This window comes from Spiroplasma endosymbiont of Halictus nicosiae, from assembly GCF_978018445.1.
Window position 1 is genome coordinate 1,989,628 of record NZ_OZ389573.1, and the last position, 16,596, is coordinate 2,006,223.

Sequence of the window (16,596 nt, forward strand, 5' to 3'; positions counted from 1 at the left end):
AAGTACTATTTTTTAGTACTATTAAGAATTTTTAATTTTAACATCAATCGGATTTGTTTGACCAGTAGCGTTGTTTTTACCTTCAATTTGAACTTCAACAGTTTTATCATTTGTAATATTAATTGGTCAGTCTTCACCTTTACTTTCAATAAAGTAATCAAAATCACTTTCAGTTAAAGAACTATTTACTGCTTTTACTGCTTTTAAAACAACATCTTTAAATTGTGATTTTAACTGTTCGGCTGTTGCTTTTGTTGGGTCTGTAACATGAATATTTGGTTTATCTATTTTATTAATTTTACTAATATCAATTTTTGAAACAATATGTTTAATAATTCCCTTAGGTTCAACTACTGCCCCACCTAAATATAAAACTCTTTCCATAATCAAAGTATTACCCATTCCAGTACCCAATGCAGCTGCACCAACTCTTAATGGAGTATGGTCTTTTTTGCGTAAGATAAGAGGGTCATATTTTTTACTAAATTTAAAGGCAATTGCATTAACACCATCTGGTAATAGAGTAATTGTTCCTTCTGAACCATCTTTATTAATAATTGGTAATTTTTTAGGAACCATATAATATGTTGTTCCTTCAACAGTTTTCATTGCTCCGCTTGTTTCAATTACATTGTTTATTTGGTCATTTGCTCCAAGTTGTAACTGTAATTTATTACGAATTCCACGAATAAAATCAGCCGAACCCAAGACAACTGTTTCTGATGGGGTAAATCCATTTTCATATATTTTATCCATAATTTTATCGTGAATTTGTAAAGCATTAGTATTATCTGCTTTTTGGTCTTGAATGGTTGTAACTACTCTTTTATTAATAATTTCTAAAATTTTATTACGTTTATAAGCAACCTCAGTATCCATTGCTTGCTCAATATCGGCAGCCCAAAGATTAGGATTAAAATCATTTTCTACAGGGTCTAATTTACGAGCAAAAGTTAAAATTGTATCTAATTCAACAATTTTATCATCAAATTCTACTTCTGAATAATTTAATAATTTATCATCAGCATTAAATACTTTCCCATCTTTACCAGAACCTTCATTATATTTAATATTTTTCTTTCTTTTATATGCTAAACTAAATTTACTTGCATCTTTTAATGCAAATAATGCTTCTCAACTAAATTTTTGTTGATAAGTTTGTAAATATCATTGTTCAAATGTTTCTCGATCTCGTTTTGTTGCTTGATTAGCAATATCTCCGAAAATTTTTTGTGGGTCTTGTGCCATAATTTACTTCCTTCTTTCTATTTATTAAATACATTGTCTGTATCTAAAATATTGTTTTCTTTGTTTTCTACTTTTGGTACGCCCCCAGTATTAACTGTTTGTACCTTAATTAATTCATCATAAACACTTTGCAATTGTGTTTTAATGATTTCAATATCATCAGTAATATCATAAGACTTTAATAAAACATTTTTAAATTCTTCATTATCAGTTAAAGAATTAATAAAGTCAATTACTTCAATTTGTTTTAATTGAATTGTTTGTTGTTCAATTTGTGAAGTTAATTCAGTATTTTTTGTTTGTAGTTCGTTGATTTGCTGATTACTATTTTCTAAATTAATTGCATTAAATTCTTCAACTTCAGCAGTATTTTCTAAAATAATTTCAGCAGTTTTAATATCTAAACTACCATCTTCATTTTTAATAGGTTCACTATTTTCATTAATAAGAACATATTTTACATTTTTTAATGCCATTTTAATCTTTTCCTCCTATTTTTTAATATTTGTATTTGTTCTTTTTCTAATCGCTTTTTGTATAATTTCAAAACTTTCTACTCTAAAAGACAAAAAATAGCGTTTAGTTTTTATATTTAACTGATTAAATACTGAGCCTTTAATTTTTATCTCATCATCTTTTTTTAATTTCAAAAACTCAGTTAAAACAGATGGGTTATATATTGATAATGTTGAGTAATTTAATCCTTCTCACTGACATTTAGCCGAACAAGCATCAACCTAAACCCCACCAGCAACAAGAGCCTTAATTTTTGTTTTAATAGGATTTTCATGTAATCTAACAGTTAATTCTAACTTATTAACTTTTTTATTTTTTATTTTAGGTTTATTAGTTATTGATTTTTTAGGTAAATTACTTTTTGTTTGAGACATTATTTAACATCCTTATTAGATAATTTGTCATATTTTGAACTGTCAACTAATATTCAATCGATAGAACCTGTTGAATATGGATTTTTGTAAAAATCTTCTTTATATAATTATTGTTGTTTTAATTCTTCAATTTCACTACCTAAATTTTGATTAAAATTATGTGCCATATCTATTTGTTGTTTAAAACTATTTATTTCTTGCTCTTTTTCAGCAAGTTCTTTTTTAAGTGTTTCATTTTCTTCTTTAAGTTTGTTAAATTTAATTGATTCTGTTATTGTCATTATTTATCACTTTCTTTTTTAAAAAATATTGTAAATGTTTTCAAGCATCTAATTCGTGCTCTGTCATTTTAATATTTCCTTTATAAATATAATTTTTCTTAACAACTGGTGATTGTAAAACATAATTTAAATTAAATAAATATTTGCATAAAACTTTTAAACCACCAATAAATTTAGGAGTAGATAATGGATTTTTTATTTTTAAACCCTTATGAGGTTGATAATCTTCAATTATTACAATAACTTTATTTAAATAAGAACAAATTTTATTTTTAAACTCATTTAATATTAAATACATATTATTTATTGCTTCTTCTTCATTTTTGGAATTAAAAGTAATATTATTAATTATTTTCTTTTGCAAAACATTATAAATAATAATACCAGTTTGTCCAATTCCAGCAGGATCAATTGCAATAATATATTTTAATTTATTTGTTTTATTTTTTTGTCAATTTGTAATATTTTTCATCCATCGGATGCTAAATCTAAAATATCGTTAATTTTATAATATTGCATATATGAAACAATAACATCTCACTTGTCTTTAAATAAATTTAAGTACATTTTGGCTCATTCTAAACATTGTAAATCATAATGATTTTTATGATGTGAAATACGACAATTAATAGGTTGACAATTAACTCAATCAAATGATGTTGTTATTTCATTTCAAGTTTTATTAATATATTTACTTTTATATTCTGTCATTTATCTATACTCCTTAATTCTTTTTATTTGTTGCTCAAATTTCATCATTAATATCATTTACTGTTACCAGATAAGCTTGTATCATTTTAATTCTTGTAATTTATTTTTAATTTTTTTATTTCATTTTTTCATCAAATATTTTCCTTTCTGCAAAAAACATAACATTCCTTTATTGGTTAATATTTTGATATTTAGTAAATAATTTATTTTAATATTTAATTACTTCGCCGCCCGCTCCACTTTGAAGGTGAGCGGGGGCGGATAGGATATTTTGATAGAGTTTACCCCCATACGGAAATAAAAAAAACAGTTTACCCAGTTATTAATTACGCTTCATCCATCCCTACACAACTTTATATAAAGAAAATAACCTTTTGGAGTTCCAACCCTCTTGTTTTTTTAGTGTCCGATATTGTTTTTTTCGGTTTAACAGCACTCTTTTTATGAAAACAAACCAAAAAACACATGCTCTGACATTTCGCAAGTGATTAATCTTGCCGAGAATTAAAGAAATAAATAGGAGTAGTAAATCCAATCGCTTTCACACTTTCTTTAAGGCTTCGTGCCATATGAGTTATCCATCTTTAAGCATCAAAAAATATTAAGTTTTAAAGATTGAATTTTGGATTAATCGTTAGATAGTATCTTTATTTTTTTATCTCATTATCTTTTTTAATTCTTTGTTTATTAAATATATTTTTTTAGTAATTATATTTAACAATTAACTAACAACTAAATAAAACAATTATTCAAAATTTTTTAAGAAAAGAAAGGATGGATTTTTCTGAAAAAACATATTTTATTAAGTGTAAAAGATACTATCTAACGATTAATCCAATAAATATAAGTATTTTTTACAAAATAAAAAGCACTTTATTCTTTTTCAATAAAGTGCTACATTTGCATTTACAATTTACACATATAAAAAACTTTGTGGTAGATAAAATAATAAAATATGGGTTAATGAAACAATTACAATCCCTAAGAAAAACATTGGTAATCAAGCAAATGGCCACATATATTTTGCACCAATAAAGTTTGTATTTCAACCACCAACATTAAAACCACCATTGTTCCATGGTTCACCGCTACTTGGCTCCACAAATAATTGGTTTGTTTTAAAAATTCAGTCTCAAATTACTGCAATAACAGAAAATAATGTTAATCATAATAACTGTCATTTAAATAATAAACCACTATAAGGCTTTCCCACTAAACCATATTTATAAACATATAAATAAGCAAAAATAATTAATGTATGAAGAATAAAGTAATTATAGTAAAAGAAATTATCTAAACTTCAATAACCATTAACCGACGTTATAATTGGTAAAATTGGTAAAACAATTGCTGAAGGAGCAACAACTTCAAAAAATTTTCGACTAGGAAAAATTAAAATAAAGCCCGATAATAACTGGTGTAAACTACATAAGTGTAATGGCATAACTTCACTTAAACCACGAATTTGCGAAGGTCCCACCGGTCCTCAAATTCACTCTGTTTTTAAAACAACTGCTAAATAAGTTACTCAAATCGCATATGTTAAGAAATAAGTTATAATTTGATAAATCCCGATTGAAATCCGAAACCATTGTCAATTAACAGTTTTTGCATAATACTTTCTGCAAACAAAAAATGAACCAATAATTAAAACAAAAATACTAATGCCAACTAATTGAAAAACATAATTATCACCTTTAAAAAATCACTGGTCAGTTCAATCAGCCCCTGGCAGATAATATGAACCTGCTGGATCAAAAAACCTCATGGTCCATTGCTAGAACGAACAAATTGCATTACTTTTCTCCTTTGATTAAATAATTAATATCTTTTCTATTTATTTTATAACAAAATTAACAATTTTATTTTTAATAATAATTTCTTTAATAATCTCATGCTTATCTAAAAAGATTTGAACATTGCTATTAGCTTTAGCCAAAGCTGATAATTCTTCTTCTGATGTATCAAGTGGTACTTCTAATTTAGCACGTAATTTACCATTAACTTGAACTGCAATTATAACCTCATTTTTTTGTAAATATTTTTCATCATATGTTGGTCATGTTGACAATGCAACTGATGATGGTTGATTTAATTTTGTTCAAATTTCTTCTGCTAAATGTGGAGCAAACAAACTTAACATTTTAGTAAACCCTTCAAAATACGGTTGATAAATTGGACCTTTTATTTTATAACAAGCATTAATAAAGACCATTAGTTGTGAAATTGCTGTATTAAAACTTAATTTTTCTAACATTTCTGTGCTGTTTTTAACCATTCTATGATAAACAAAATCTAACTCATGATTATTATCATGCGAAAAATTATTATTTTTAATAAGACGATAAACGCGATCTAATCATTTTCGTGCTGAATCTAACCCATTTGGATTTCAAGGCAATGATGCTTCAATTGGTCCCATAAACATTTCATATAAACGTAATGTATCAGCCCCATGTGATTTAATAATATCATCAGGATTAATCACATTTCCTTTTGATTTACTCATTTTTGAACCATCTGTCCCTAAAATCATCCCTTGATTAACTAATTTATAAAATGGTTCAGAAGTTGGAACTAATTTTTGGTCATATAAAAATTTATGTCAAAAACGTGAATATAATAAATGCAAAACAGCATGTTCTTGGCCACCAACATATAAATCAACTGGTAATCATTTTTTAAACAAAGCTTGTGCTTTAGCACTACGTAAGTCTAACAGTTGCTTATCTTCCATTAAAATATAAGCTAAATAATATCAACAACTACCCGCTCATTGCGGCATCGTATTAGTTTCTCGGCGTCCTTTTTTTCCAGTACTTTCAATAACAGTTAATCATTCTGTGGCATTAGCTAATGGTGATTCTCCCGTTTGTGATGGTTTAATATTTGTCATTTTTGGTAATTCTAACGGTAATTCTGTTTCATGAACTAAACTAATTGAACCGTCTTCTCAATGAATAATTGGAAAAGGTTCTCCTCAATATCGTTGACGAGAAAATAACCAATCACGAAGTTTATAAGTAGTTTTAACTTTTGCTTTTCCAGCTGCTGTTAAAATATCAATTGCTTTTTTTGTTGCTTCTTCTGTCATTAAACCATTCAAAAAATCAGAATTAATATGTTTACCATCTTTATTATGTAATTTATTATGATGTTCTCCTTCAATAACATAACTAATTGGTAAATGATATTTTAAAGCAAATAAATAATCCCGTTCATTATGACCTGGCACAGCCATCACAGCACCAGTTGCATAAAATGGTAACACATAATCAGCAATTCAAATTGGAATAAGTTTTTCATTAATTGGGTTAATAGCATAACTACCAATAAACATTCCATTTTTTTCTTTACTAATATCTTGCCGATCTAAGTCAGTTTTTGCTTTTGTTGCTGCTAAAAATTTTGTAACAGCAGCTTCATATTCAAATGTTGTTAATTTTGAGACTAATGGATGCTCAGGTGCTAAAACAAGATACTCAACACCAAAAATTGTATCAGCACGGGTTGTAAAAACATTAATAATTTCTGGATTATTTTGAACCGCAAACTTAATTTCAGCACCAACTGATTTTCCAATTCAATTTCGTTGTAACTCTTTAACTGATTCTGGCCAATCAACTTCATCTAATCCTGCTAATAATTTTTCTGCATAGGCAGTAATTTTTAAAACCCATTGTCGCATTGGTTTTTTAAAAACTGGAAAATGTCCACGTTCAGAAACCATTTTTCCATTAATATTTAAGACTTCTTCATTAGCTAAGACTGTGCCTAATTCAGGACATCAATTAACATCAATATCACGCATCTCAGCTAATCCATTTTGATATAATAATTCAAAAATTAATTGTGTTGTTTTAAAAAACTCTGGTGAAGAAGTATTAACTTCTTTTTCATAGTCATAACTAAAGCCAAGTGCTTTTAATTGGTTATGAAAATTAGCAATGTTTTGCAAAGTAAATTCTGCTGGATCATTCCCTGTTTGTAAAGCATATTGTTCAGCTGGTAAACCAAATGCATCTCAACCAATTGGATGCAAAACATCATAACCTTGCAATTTTCGCATACGACTAATTACATCAGTTGCAACATATCCTTTTGGATGTCCAACATGTAAACCTGCTCCTGATGGGTATGGAAACATATCTAAAATATAAGCTTTCTGCTCTGAATTATTTGTTGTTTTAAAAGTTTGATGTTCTTCTCAATATTGTTGTCATTTTTGTTCAATTGCTTTATGCGAAAATTCCATCTTTATTACCCTTTCTAAATTTTTATCTTTTTAATTATAACATTGTTCCAAAATTTGTTAGTAATTTAAGCACTTTTAATTACATTTTTATTAGCGTATAATAAATTTATAAATAAATTACAGAATGGGAGAAAATTATGAGCGTACAAGAAGCAGCAAAGTTTCGAAAAGCAATTAAAATCTATGATAAAACAAAAGCAGTTAGTGAAAGTGATTTAAAAACAATTTTAACAACTGGAGCCTTAGCACCTAGTTCTAATGGCTTAGAACCAGTAAAAGTTATTATTATCAAAGATCAGAAATTAAAAGAACAAGCAGCATTAAACTGTTTTATGTCTGGCAATCAGCAAAAAGTAAAGGATGCCCCAATTTTAGCATTACTATTAGGAGCAAATGATGATTATTTAACATCTGAAGAATTTTTAACCAATCGCTTAGAACGAATTTTTAGTGGTGAAACATTAAAAACAAATGTGCGAGGAATGAATAATTACTTAAAAAGTTATCCAAGTCCAGATATGTTTTCGGATGAACAAACACATCTTGTCGCTAGTTTTATGGCATTACAAGCTGCTGAATTAAAAATTGGATCAAGTATTATGGGCGGAATTACGCCACTGCAAGCAACCTCATTTTTTACAGAACATAATATTGTAGACCCAACAAAATGACATTTATCGTTAGGAATGTTATTTGGATATTATGATGATAATGTCAAAGGAACAAGTTTCCCTCGCTTACGAATTGCTGAGGATGAATTTGTTAGCATTTTTTAACTTACTTAATAAAAATTTTCCTAAAAAATTTAATTAACTAATGAAAAAATCTCTTAAAAATTTTTGAATTATTAGTTTAATTACTAATATTATTTTTTTATTAATCCAAGTTAGCATCATGACGCCACTAATATTATGTAAAAAACAATTACAGTTAAGTAATAGTGACTTATCGCAAATTTTCTTTGGTATTCTAATTATTATTATTTTAGTAATGTTTATTACTAACTGAATTTTAGTTAAAAATCCACTCCGAAAACTAAATACAACAAAAGAATTAGCACCCTGACAAGCAGACCTTGGTTTTCATATTATTACAAAATATTCACATTTGAAAACGGAATATAATGGTTATGTCTGATATTTAAAGAAAAAAGGTTTTATTCTGCTTGCTACGCTTGGAATTAACTTTGGTTTTGCTTTAATTTCTGCTGTTGTGTTTTCTATTTTAGGATAAAATAAAAACTACTTTTTTATTTCTAAATTTATTATTTTAAATTATTACTATTTTATAAACTGTTTTTAAATAAAAAAACACTTAATTATATTTAAAAAATTTAACATAATTAAGTGTTTTTTATTGTAAAATATTTTTTAATTTTATAAAAATCCTTAGATAAATTAGGGTTACAATTAATGATTTAATAAATTTTTGATTTAAAAAGTTCATTACTATATCTTCATTAAATTAAACATTATCCATTAAAGATTAAATATCCTACTTTGAAACTTTTGTTTCTTCTTTTTGTTTTTTTGCAGCTTCTTTACGAGTCAAGATTTTCGCCGCTTTTTTTCTGCCATTAAACGACGACGTTTCTTCATTGACATTGCCATTTTTTATTCACCTTCTCTTTTTTAAATTATTAGTAAAAACTTTGTTAACTTAATAAATCTTGTTCAATTTCGTTAGCAGTTACAAATCCTGTTTTACGTTTTAATTCATTTCCATTTTGAAAGGTAATTAATGCTGGGATTGATAAAATTCCATAATGCTGAGCAAGATCTTGTAAAACATCAACATTAACTTTAATAAAATTAACATCACTACGCGTTTTTGCTAATTCATTAATAATTGGAGCAATCATTTTACATGGTCCACATCAATCAGCATAAAAATCAACTAAAGTTAACTTTGCATCACTAATTGTTTTTTCGAATTCATCAATATTTTTTACTTCATTTACAGCCATTTTAATTCTCTCCTTTACTGAATTCTCTTGCTTTTTTATCATATCATAAAAGTACTATTTTTTTAAGAAAAACTGTTGCAAATATTTTGCTGTCCCATTTTCGCGATTTGATAATGTTACTTCATTTGCCATTGTTTTTAACTCATCAATCGTATTGCTAACCGCAATCCCAACTCCAGCTTGGCGAATTAATTCAAGATCATTATAAGAATCACCAAATGAATAAGTTTAACTAATATTAATTCCAATATGATGGGATAAAAATTGCAAGGCACTACCTTTTGAAATCCCCTTGCAAGCAATTTCAAAAACACGATTATTATATTGAGTAATATCTAATTGCGGTAATAATTGTCGTAACTTTGTCATTAATTCACTAGCACCCTTATCATCTAAGGACTGATGGGCAATAACACTAGAATGTGTAATATCCTCTGTAATATAAGCGACCTTGGTGATAATTTTATATTTTGTTCGCATTATTTTTGATCAATAATAAGAATTCTCACCATATTCGTAAACATAAGTACTATTATTACTAAAAAAATGAACTTTATATTTGCGATAAGTAAAATCAAAAATGGTTTTAATTTCTGCTGTTGTAAAAATCATCATTCATAAAAAACTATTAGTTTTTAAAAAATAAGCACTTGCTCCATTATTTGCCAAAAAATAACCATCATACTTATGAACTTTTAGTTTTCGCGCTTGACGAATTGCATCATTAGCTAGGTGCCCTGTTGTAACAACAAAAGGGATTCCTTTTTTTGAATTGAATTAACTGTTTTTTTGTTAACCGACTAAACCGATGATTATCATTTAATATTGTACTTTAAAAGAGAAACATGATTTTGATTAGAATTTCAATTTTCCTTAATATTTTCTGTATTAAACTTAATATTTGTTTTAATATTAGAAATTGTTGTCCCCTGACCACCTGCAGAAGAATTAACATTATTAATTTCAATATACTTATATTTTTCTTTAAATTCTTGCAAACTATTAGCATAGTCTGGCCATTTAATTAAATTTATTGTTTTTTCTCATACTTTGTATCATCTGTTATTGGCCCCATTATTTTTCAATTTAAGTTTATATTGTTTGTGATTATTTTTGACACTTGGTAATGTCCTCAACCATATAAATCCAAATGATAAATTTTACCAGTATTGTTTAAAACATAAGCGCTTCTTTTATTATCTAATTCAATTGCAATTATAGGAAACTCTAAGTCATCAAACTTGTCAATTTTATTATGACCATGTTTTAAATAAATACCATTGTTTGTCCCAAGATATGTATCTCCTGCATGTAAACGACCACCACTAGTATTTCCCGTTAGAACTTTTTTAGAATTTAAATTATTAATTTCATTATTTGAACATAATTTATTAAATTTACTAATTAATTTATTAACACTATCATTAGCATCCGAATTTGGATCTTGTTTATTTTTATTTTCTTTAATTGTTTTTACTTCCTTATTATTTAAAGTAAAATGAACAATAACTCTGCCATAATATCTAGTGCTATTTGAATTACTACTAATTATTGTTAAATCATGTGTAATGTCATGAATAACAACCTCATATAAATCAATATCCGTATTTAAAAGTATTACTCTTTCAAAAATTGTTTCTGGTAAATTATCCGGTAAATCACCTAATTCTGTATTTAATAAAAGATTATTTAATTTTCGAGGTGGAACCAGTGACGCAACATTATCTTGCTTATTTCTTTGACTTTTTGGCAAAACTGTTGCATAAATTGGTTCTCCAATTTGATTTTTGTTAGTTTCTTCATGTGAAGTAGACGCTAAAGACTGACAAGTTTCTAAACTTGGATTATCATTATAAAATACTGAATTACTTGAATCATAAACTGTAAAATAAACATCAGTAAAATTTGTTGTGCTATCAACATCTTCATCTCAAATTATTCTAGCTACGTTTTCCCTAACATTAATTATTCTTAAACTATTTTTTTAAATTTTTTTATTTAATTTATATATTTTTTAAAAAATTGTTTCTGGCAAATTATCAACTAACTCACCTAAGATTCAATTTTTAATTTCTTCATTTAATGCTTTAAAATTTCCTTGTCGTTTACTTCGGTTTAATATTTGTACTTGTGGATTATAACTACTATTAGCATTGGCCATTGGTCAACTACTTCCTATTAAACTAATACCGATTAATAAATTCACTATTTTTTTCATTTTTAGATATTCCCTTTCGTTAAAATTATTATTATTTAATAAAATATTAATTGTTCAAAAGGCTATAATTGTTATATGTATTTAAATTAAAATAATGATCTAAATTATTTTTTAAGTATTATATTTATATTCATAATTTTACAAATAAAAAACACTCTGAAAGTGCTAATTTGTTTTTTAATTATGGTCCGGGTGAAGGGACTTGAACCCCCACGAGTTACCCCGCCAGATCCTAAGTCTGGTGCGTCTGCCAATTCCGCCACACCCGGTTACTCTGTTTTAAAAATGGTCTCCTGTAAAGGACTTGAACCTTTGACCCACTGGTTAAAAGCCAGTTGCTCTACCTACTGAGCTAACAGGAGACAGGCAATGGTGCTGGCTAGAAGAATTGAACTCCCAACCTACTGATTACAAGTCAGTTGCTCTTCCTATTGAGCTAAGCCAGCTTATTAATATAAAAAATGGTCGGGTGTAACGGACTTGAACCGCTGACCACCTGCTTGTAAGGCAGGCGCTCTCCCAACTGAGCTAACACCCGAAAATGGTGACCTGTACGGGGTTTGAACCCGTGAATGCATGCGTGAAAGGCATGTGTGTTAACCGCTTCACCAACAGGCCGGTAAATATCAATAAAAATTTTCAAAAAAATAATGGCGCCTAGTGCAGGACTCGAACCTGCGACCGATCGGTTAACAGCCGAGTGCTCTACCTACTGAGCTAACTAGGCATGGCATATCTTTTTAGCCTTACTCATTATATACTAAAAATAAAAAAACAAGCAACTATTTTTAGGATTTTTTATTTTTTATGAGTTATATCTTCAAAAAGATATTATTTAAAAGAATAAAACATATTATTTTTTGTTAAGATATAGTTATAGACTTGATAAATAATGAAAGAAAGAAACAAGATACTTATACAAAAAATGAAAAATGAACAGCAAAAATAATTTATTATTACAAAACCAATTAACTTTTTAGGAATCAAAACAATTGGTAAATATATCAAAGAGTTACCAAAAACTTTTAAAATTCTTTTAATTTGCATTGGGATTATTGTTACTTTTTTATCTTTTTTTGATTTTAATCATTTTATTGATGCTAACCACAATCCTTCTTTTTTTTAGTATTGTTAATATCTTAAATACTCCCAAACCTTATTTAGGAAATATTCCTAAATGAATTGACGCTACACTTTATTCATTAAGTGGTTTAGTCAGTTTTACAAGTATTTTAAATGTTGTTTTAATTAGTTTTGGTAAAATGAGCAATTATTTTTGAGGATTAATTAGTGTGACTACATTTGGTCTTTTTTCATTTGGTTTTGGTTATACTGGTTATGCTCAATTAAATTTTTTTTATTTACCATTTTAATTTATTGGTTGATATACATGACAAAAAACTTTTATTTTTGAACAAGATTCCTCATTAAACATTTGAAACTCAAAATGAGGAATAATTTTACCAATTTCTTTAGGTATTTGTGCTATTCTTGCGATTGCTTGATATTATGAAATTCCAGTTTTTCATTATGCATTAGTAAAAACAGATTATGTTTATTTAAACCAACCTATTGCTCATATTTTTGACAGTACAATCAATAGCATCGCAATTATTGCTTCAATTTTAATGTTTTGGTAGTCGGAAAAAATCTTAGGTTTTATAAAAATTATAAATAAAGTAATTAAATACAAATTAAATTAATCGCTTATTAGAGCGATTTTTTTATTTGCATTATTCATCAGATAGTATCTTTAAAATTAAAAATTAACCTATTTTACCCTACAAATTAGTTAATTTTTATAATTTCCTTTCTGTGATTTATTATATTTTTTCGGTTTAACAACTAATAATATCATTTTTAAATAAAGGTACTATCTGATGAATAATGCAATGCAATCTAAAACTTAATATTTTGATGCTTAAAGATGGATAACTCATCTATGGCACGAAGTTTTAAAGAAAGTGTGAAAGCGATTGGATTTACTATTCCTATTTATTTCTTTAATTCTCGGCAAGATTAATCACTTGCGAAATGTCAGAGCATGTGTTTTTTGGCTTGTTTTCATAAAAAAAGTGCTGTTAAACCGAAAAAAACAATATCGGACACTAAAAAAACAAGAGAGTTGGAACTCCAAAAGGTTATTTTCTTTATATAAAGTTGTCTAGGGATGGATGAAGCGTAATTAATAACTCGGTAAACTGTTTTTTGTTTATTTCCGTATGGGGGTAAACTCTATCAAAATATCCTATCCGCCCCCGCTCACCTTCAAAGTGAAGGGGGCGGCGAAGTAATTAAATACTAAAATAAATTATTTACTAAATATCAAAATATTAACCAATAAAGGAATATTATGTTTTTTTACAGAAAGGAAAATATTTGATGAAAAAATGAAATAAAAAAATTAAAAATAAATTACAAGAATTAATGATACGAGCTTATCCAGTAACGGTAAATGATATTAATGATGAAATTTGAGCAACAAATAAAAAGAATTAAGGAGTATTGAATAATGACAGAATATAAAAGTTTGTATATTAATAAAACTTGAAATGAAATAACAACATCTTTTGAATGAGCTAATTGTCAGCCTGTTAATTGTCGTATTTCACATCATAAAAAGCATTATGATTTGCAATGTTTAGAATGAGCCAAAATGTACTTAAATTTATTTAAAGACAAGTGAGATGTTATTGCTTCTTATATGCAATATTATAAAATTAACGATATTTTAGATTTAGCATCAGATGGATGAAAAATATTACAAATTGACAAAAAAATAAAACAAATAAATTAAAATATATTATTGCAATTGACCCTGCTGGAATTGGACAAACTGGTAATATTATTTATAATGTTTTGCAAAAGAAAATAATTAATAATATTACTTTTAATTCCAAAAATGAAGAAGAAGCAATAAATAATATGTATTTAATATTAAATGAGTTTAAAAATAAAATTTGTTCTTATTTAAATAAAATTATTGTAATAATTGAAGATTATCAACTTCATAAGGGTTTAAAAATAAAAAATCCATTATCTACTCCTAAATTTATTGGTGGTTTAAAAGTTTTATGCAAATATCTATTTAATTTAAATTATGTTTTACAATCGCCAGTTGTTAAGAAAAATTATATTTATAAAGGAAATATTAAAATGTCAGAGCACGAACACGATGCTTGAAAACATTTACAGTATTTTTTAGCAAAAGAAGTTGATAAAAATGGCACAAACAAAAAGTAATTTACCTAAAAAATCAATAACCAATAAACCTAAAATAAAAAATAAAAAAGTTAATAAATTAGAATTATATGTTCTTATTAATGAAAATAGTGAACCTATTAAAAATGAAGATGGTAGTTTAGATATTAAAACTGCTGAAATTATTTTAGAAAATACTGCTGAAGTTGAAGAATTTAATGCAAGTAATTTAGAAAATAGTAATCAACAAATCAACGAACTACAAACAAAAAATACTGAATTAACTTCACAAGTTGAACAACAAACAATTCAATTAAAACAAATTGATGTAATTGACTTTATTAATTCTTTAACTGATAATGAAGAATTTAAAAATGTTTTATTAAAGTCTTATGATATTAGCGATGATATTGAAATCATTAAAGCACAATTGCAAAGTGTTTATGATGAATTAATTAAGGTACAAACAGTTAATACTGGGGGCGTACCAAAAGTAGAAAACAAAGAAAACAATATTTTAGATATAGACAATGTATTTAATAAATAGAAAGAAGGAAGTAAATTATGGCACAAAACCCACAAAGAATTTTCGGAGATATTGCTAATCAAGCAACAAAACGAGACCGAGAAACATTTGATCAATGATATTTACAAACTTATCAACAAAAATTAGGCTGAGAAGCATTATTTGCGTGAAAAGAAGCCAAAAAGTTTGGTTTAACATATAAAAGAAAGAAAAATATTAAATATAATGAAGGTTTGGGAGCAAACGGTCAAGTATTTAATACTGATGATAATCTACTAAAATATTCAACAGTGGAATTTGAAGATGGAGTTGTTGAATTAGATACAATTTTAACTTTTGCTCGTAAATTAGACCCTGTAGAAAGTGATTTTAATCCTAATCTTTGGGCTGCTGATATTGAGCAAGCAATGGATACTGAGGTTGCTTATAAACGCAATAAAATTTTAGAAATTATTAATAAAGAAACAGTTACAACTATTCAAGGCCAAAAAGCAGATGATACAAATGCTTTACAAATTCATGATGAAATTATGGATAAAATATATGAAAATGGCTTTACTCCATCAGAAACAGTTGTATTAGGTTCGGCTGATTTTATTCGTGGAATTCGTAATAAATTACAGTTACAACTTGGAGCAAACGACCAAATAAACAATGTAATTGAAACAAGCGGAGCAATGAAAACTGTTGAAGGAACAACATACTATATGGTTCCTAAAAAATTACCAATTATTAATAAAGATGGTTCAGAAGGAACAATTAAACTATTACCAGAAGGTGTTAATGCAATTGCCTTTAAATTTAGCAAAAAATATGACCCGCTTATTTTACGTAAAAAAGATCATACTCCGTTAAGAGTTGGTGCTGCTGCGTTAGGTACTGGTATGGGTAATACTTTGATTATGGAAAGAGTTTTATATTTAGGTGAAGCAGTAGTTGAACCCAAAGGAATTATTAAACACATTGTTACAAAAACTGATATTAGTAAAATTAATAAATTAGATAAACCAACTATTCATGTTGCAAATCCAACACAAACAACAGCAGAACAGTTAAAACCACAATTTAAAAATGTTGTTTTAAAAGCAGTAAAAGTCATAAATAGTTCTTTAAATGAAAGTGATTTTGATTACTTTATTGAAAGCAAAGGTGAAGATTGACCTATTGATATTACAAATGATAAAACCGTTTCTGTTCAAATTGAAGGTAAAAATAACGCTACTGGTCAAACAAAACCAATTGATGTTAAAATTAAAAATTCTTAATAGTACTAAAAAATAGTACTTTTTCGTTTGATAGA

General features: G+C 26.8%; 20 protein-coding genes, 6 tRNA genes and 1 pseudogene. 7 read left to right on the forward strand and 20 right to left on the reverse strand.

Going from position 1 to position 16,596, the window contains the following annotated elements; genetic code table 4:
- Positions 1-21: 21 nt before the first annotated feature.
- The 9 genes from ACZ91P_RS13585 to leuS all read right to left on the reverse strand — a co-directional run bounded on the left by ACZ91P_RS13585 (position 22) and on the right by leuS (position 7,385).
- Positions 22-1,248, reverse strand: coding sequence for a hypothetical protein (locus ACZ91P_RS13585; RefSeq protein ID WP_465156887.1), 1,227 nt, complete (start codon positions 1,246-1,248; stop codon positions 22-24).
- Positions 1,249-1,265: 17 nt separating this feature from the next.
- Complete coding sequence (locus tag ACZ91P_RS13590) at positions 1,266-1,724, reverse strand: hypothetical protein (protein ID WP_338990294.1); 459 nt, start codon at positions 1,722-1,724, stop codon at positions 1,266-1,268.
- Positions 1,725-1,739: 15 nt separating this feature from the next.
- Complete coding sequence (locus ACZ91P_RS13595; protein ID WP_465156889.1) at positions 1,740-1,898, reverse strand: hypothetical protein; 159 nt, start codon at positions 1,896-1,898, stop codon at positions 1,740-1,742.
- Positions 1,899-1,985: 87 nt separating this feature from the next.
- Positions 1,986-2,138 (reverse strand): hypothetical protein, encoded by a 153-nt coding sequence (locus ACZ91P_RS13600; RefSeq protein ID WP_465156891.1) that lies wholly within the window; start codon positions 2,136-2,138, stop codon positions 1,986-1,988.
- A gap of 107 nt (positions 2,139-2,245) precedes the next feature.
- On the reverse strand, positions 2,246-2,419 hold the full coding sequence (locus ACZ91P_RS13605; RefSeq protein WP_465156893.1) for a hypothetical protein: 174 nt from the start codon (positions 2,417-2,419) through the stop codon (positions 2,246-2,248).
- Positions 2,397-2,891, reverse strand: a complete 495-nt coding sequence (locus ACZ91P_RS13610) for a hypothetical protein (RefSeq protein WP_465156895.1) — start codon at positions 2,889-2,891, stop codon at positions 2,397-2,399. The genes ACZ91P_RS13605 and ACZ91P_RS13610 overlap by 23 nt, the downstream gene beginning before the upstream one ends.
- Positions 2,846-3,130: a hypothetical protein gene (locus ACZ91P_RS13615; RefSeq protein WP_465156897.1), complete on the reverse strand. Its 285-nt coding sequence runs from the start codon at positions 3,128-3,130 to the stop codon at positions 2,846-2,848. Before ACZ91P_RS13615 ends, ACZ91P_RS13610 begins: the two co-directional genes overlap by 46 nt.
- Positions 3,131-4,043: 913 nt before the next feature.
- Positions 4,044-4,898 (reverse strand): TMEM164 family acyltransferase, encoded by an 855-nt coding sequence (locus ACZ91P_RS13620; protein ID WP_465156899.1) that lies wholly within the window; start codon positions 4,896-4,898, stop codon positions 4,044-4,046.
- Between the two features lie 69 nt (positions 4,899-4,967).
- Positions 4,968-7,385, reverse strand: coding sequence for a leucine--tRNA ligase (gene leuS, locus ACZ91P_RS13625; RefSeq protein WP_465156900.1), 2,418 nt, complete (start codon positions 7,383-7,385; stop codon positions 4,968-4,970).
- 137 nt (positions 7,386-7,522) lie between these two features.
- Here leuS and ACZ91P_RS13630 point away from each other — a divergent pair, with 137 nt between their 5' ends.
- Positions 7,523-8,161 (forward strand): nitroreductase family protein, encoded by a 639-nt coding sequence (locus ACZ91P_RS13630; protein ID WP_465156901.1) that lies wholly within the window; start codon positions 7,523-7,525, stop codon positions 8,159-8,161.
- Positions 8,162-8,279: 118 nt separating this feature from the next.
- On the forward strand, positions 8,280-8,618 hold the full coding sequence (locus tag ACZ91P_RS13635) for a hypothetical protein (protein WP_338991463.1): 339 nt from the start codon (positions 8,280-8,282) through the stop codon (positions 8,616-8,618).
- Between the two features lie 421 nt (positions 8,619-9,039).
- On the opposite strand, the gene trxA is transcribed toward ACZ91P_RS13635, so the two are convergent.
- The 11 genes and pseudogenes from trxA to ACZ91P_RS13690 all read right to left on the reverse strand — a co-directional run bounded on the left by trxA (position 9,040) and on the right by ACZ91P_RS13690 (position 12,296).
- On the reverse strand, positions 9,040-9,351 hold the full coding sequence (trxA, locus tag ACZ91P_RS13640) for a thioredoxin (RefSeq protein WP_465156902.1): 312 nt from the start codon (positions 9,349-9,351) through the stop codon (positions 9,040-9,042).
- Positions 9,352-9,405: 54 nt separating this feature from the next.
- Positions 9,406-10,110 (reverse strand): annotated as a pseudogene (locus tag ACZ91P_RS13645) (HAD-IIB family hydrolase).
- Positions 10,111-10,163: 53 nt separating this feature from the next.
- The gene (locus tag ACZ91P_RS13650; RefSeq protein WP_465156903.1) at positions 10,164-10,349 is read right to left on the reverse strand and encodes a hypothetical protein; all 186 of its coding nucleotides are present in this window, start codon (positions 10,347-10,349) and stop codon (positions 10,164-10,166) included.
- Positions 10,350-10,381: 32 nt separating this feature from the next.
- Complete coding sequence (locus ACZ91P_RS13655; protein WP_465156904.1) at positions 10,382-11,104, reverse strand: hypothetical protein; 723 nt, start codon at positions 11,102-11,104, stop codon at positions 10,382-10,384.
- 261 nt (positions 11,105-11,365) lie between these two features.
- Complete coding sequence (locus ACZ91P_RS13660; protein ID WP_465156905.1) at positions 11,366-11,569, reverse strand: hypothetical protein; 204 nt, start codon at positions 11,567-11,569, stop codon at positions 11,366-11,368.
- Positions 11,570-11,753: 184 nt separating this feature from the next.
- Positions 11,754-11,838 (reverse strand) — tRNA-Leu (locus ACZ91P_RS13665).
- 17 nt (positions 11,839-11,855) lie between these two features.
- Positions 11,856-11,931 (reverse strand) — tRNA-Lys (locus ACZ91P_RS13670).
- Between the two features lie 8 nt (positions 11,932-11,939).
- Positions 11,940-12,015, reverse strand: a tRNA-Thr gene (locus ACZ91P_RS13675).
- A 16-nt stretch (positions 12,016-12,031) separates the two neighbouring features.
- Positions 12,032-12,107: transfer RNA gene (locus ACZ91P_RS13680), tRNA-Val, on the reverse strand.
- Positions 12,108-12,111: 4 nt separating this feature from the next.
- Positions 12,112-12,187, reverse strand: a tRNA-Glu gene (locus tag ACZ91P_RS13685).
- A gap of 33 nt (positions 12,188-12,220) precedes the next feature.
- Positions 12,221-12,296: transfer RNA gene (locus ACZ91P_RS13690), tRNA-Asn, on the reverse strand.
- A gap of 370 nt (positions 12,297-12,666) precedes the next feature.
- Between ACZ91P_RS13690 and ACZ91P_RS13695 the strand changes: the two genes are divergently transcribed.
- The 5 genes from ACZ91P_RS13695 (at position 12,667) to ACZ91P_RS13715 (ending at position 16,561) form a co-directional block, all read left to right on the forward strand.
- Positions 12,667-12,942, forward strand: coding sequence for a hypothetical protein (locus ACZ91P_RS13695; RefSeq protein ID WP_465156906.1), 276 nt, complete (start codon positions 12,667-12,669; stop codon positions 12,940-12,942).
- Between the two features lie 1,139 nt (positions 12,943-14,081).
- Positions 14,082-14,366, forward strand: a complete 285-nt coding sequence (locus ACZ91P_RS13700) for a hypothetical protein (RefSeq protein WP_465156907.1) — start codon at positions 14,082-14,084, stop codon at positions 14,364-14,366.
- Entirely contained in the window at positions 14,321-14,812 is a 492-nt protein-coding gene (locus ACZ91P_RS13705; RefSeq protein ID WP_465156908.1) for a hypothetical protein, read from the forward strand. Before ACZ91P_RS13700 ends, ACZ91P_RS13705 begins: the two co-directional genes overlap by 46 nt.
- Positions 14,793-15,317: a hypothetical protein gene (locus ACZ91P_RS13710; protein ID WP_465156909.1), complete on the forward strand. Its 525-nt coding sequence runs from the start codon at positions 14,793-14,795 to the stop codon at positions 15,315-15,317. Before ACZ91P_RS13705 ends, ACZ91P_RS13710 begins: the two co-directional genes overlap by 20 nt.
- Positions 15,318-15,334: 17 nt before the next feature.
- Entirely contained in the window at positions 15,335-16,561 is a 1,227-nt protein-coding gene (locus ACZ91P_RS13715) for a hypothetical protein (RefSeq protein ID WP_465156910.1), read from the forward strand.
- Positions 16,562-16,596: the final 35 nt, after the last annotated feature.